Here is a 1,556-nt window from a genome sequence, read left to right on the forward strand (position 1 = left end):
GTTCGGCACGGTGACGCTGGCCGCCAACGCCGTGCTGATGAATTTCTTCCTCGTCGCCGGCTATTTCCTCGATGGCTTTGCCACCGCCGCCGAACAGCTGGCGGGCCGTGCCGTCGGCGCACGTGCCGCCGCACCGTTCCGCCAGGCCGTGCGGCTGACGCTGTTCTGGGGTTTCGGGCTGGCGGGAGCCGCGACGCTGGTAATGCTGTCTGGTGGCGCCAATCTGGTCGCCCTCGTGACGACATCGGAGGACGTCCGTTCGGTGGCCGACATCTACCTGCCATGGGCGGCATTCACGGCGCTGAGCGGTGTGCTGGCGTTCCAGATGGATGGCGTCTTCATCGGTGCGACCTGGTCCCGCGACATGCGCAACATGATGCTGCTGTCGTTCCTGGTTTTCGCGGCCGCGCTGCTGACCCTTGCGCCGGCCTTCGGCAACAATGGACTGTGGGCGGCGCTGCACGTCTTCCTGCTGGTGCGAGGCTTCAGCCTGCTGACGATCCTGCGGCTCAGGGTGCGGACGGCGTTTTAGACGGTGCCGCCCGGAAGGCCCTGCGCCCTCCAGGACACCGAGCGGCTGCTTCGCGATAGGAATTTTTTCTTGACTCGGTGATCTCAGCTATGGTAGATTTTTGCCCATGGTGCTGATTTGCGCCAATGACCCGCCGCACTGGCGGGTTTTTTGTTTGATGCGCCGTCAGCCAACGCCCGGCGAAAGCTCCGAAGGAACCCGTCGACCCGAGTTCGTTGCACCATCTGCGAGCGGGCCGTCAGCCGCGACCTGCGCTCCTGAGAGCAGTTCAGAGTTGCCTGGACGCCCAGAAGTCGAGGCGGCTGTCGCGCAACTCGCAAATCGACTTCAGCCGTTCTTTTTCGACGAAACGGGCCATTCCGGAAAGAATACGGCCTGGCAGCGAAGGCCCGGCATAGATCATGCCGGTGTAGAGCTGCACCAGATCGGCACCCGCACGGATCTTGTCCAGCGCCGTATCGGCGGAATCGACGCCGCCGACGCCGACGATGGCAAGCTCCGGCCCGAGCAGTTTGCGCATCTTCGCCAGCACGATGGTCGAACGCTCGAACAGCGGCTTGCCGGAGAGCCCCCCGCTCTCGCGCGCGGTGTCGCCGCTGCGCAGTGGCGGCCGGGAGATGGTGGTGTTGGAGACGATGACGCCGTCCACCCGCTTTTCCGTGACTTCGGCGGCGATGTCCTCCAGCTCTGCCTCGACCAGATCCGGCGCGATCTTCAGGAACACCGGCGGCTGGGCGGTTGCCGCGGCGCGCGCGGCCATGACCCGCGACAAGAGCTCGCCAAGCTGCTCACGCGCCTGCATATTGCGCAGGCCCGGCGTGTTGGGCGAGGAGATGTTGACGGTCAGATAGCTGGCGTATTGCGCAAACCGGGCGACGCCGCGCTCATAGTCGCCGATGCGGTCGCTGCTGTCCTTGTTGGCGCCGATGTTGACGCCGACGATGCCGCCACGCCCCTTGCGCGCGGCAAGGCGCTTTTCGGCCGCCGCATGGCCTTCATTGTTGAAGCCCAATCGGTTGATCAC

2 protein-coding genes are annotated in these 1,556 nt (G+C 65.3%); one reads left to right on the forward strand and one right to left on the reverse strand.

The features are described 5' to 3' along the window. On the forward strand, positions 1 to 532 hold a 532-nt coding region (locus EN914_RS35020; RefSeq protein WP_245497925.1), incomplete at its 5' end, for an MATE family efflux transporter. Positions 533 to 800: 268 nt separating this feature from the next. Here the strand turns inward: EN914_RS35020 and pyrD are convergent. Next, positions 801 to 1,556, reverse strand: a 756-nt coding sequence (gene pyrD / locus EN914_RS35025; RefSeq protein WP_127389672.1) for a dihydroorotate dehydrogenase (quinone), incomplete at its 5' end; no start/stop codon positions are given.

Origin of the sequence: Mesorhizobium sp. M7A.F.Ca.CA.001.08.2.1, from assembly GCF_003998455.1 — a bacterium.
Lineage (GTDB): Bacteria > Pseudomonadota > Alphaproteobacteria > Rhizobiales > Rhizobiaceae > Mesorhizobium > Mesorhizobium ciceri.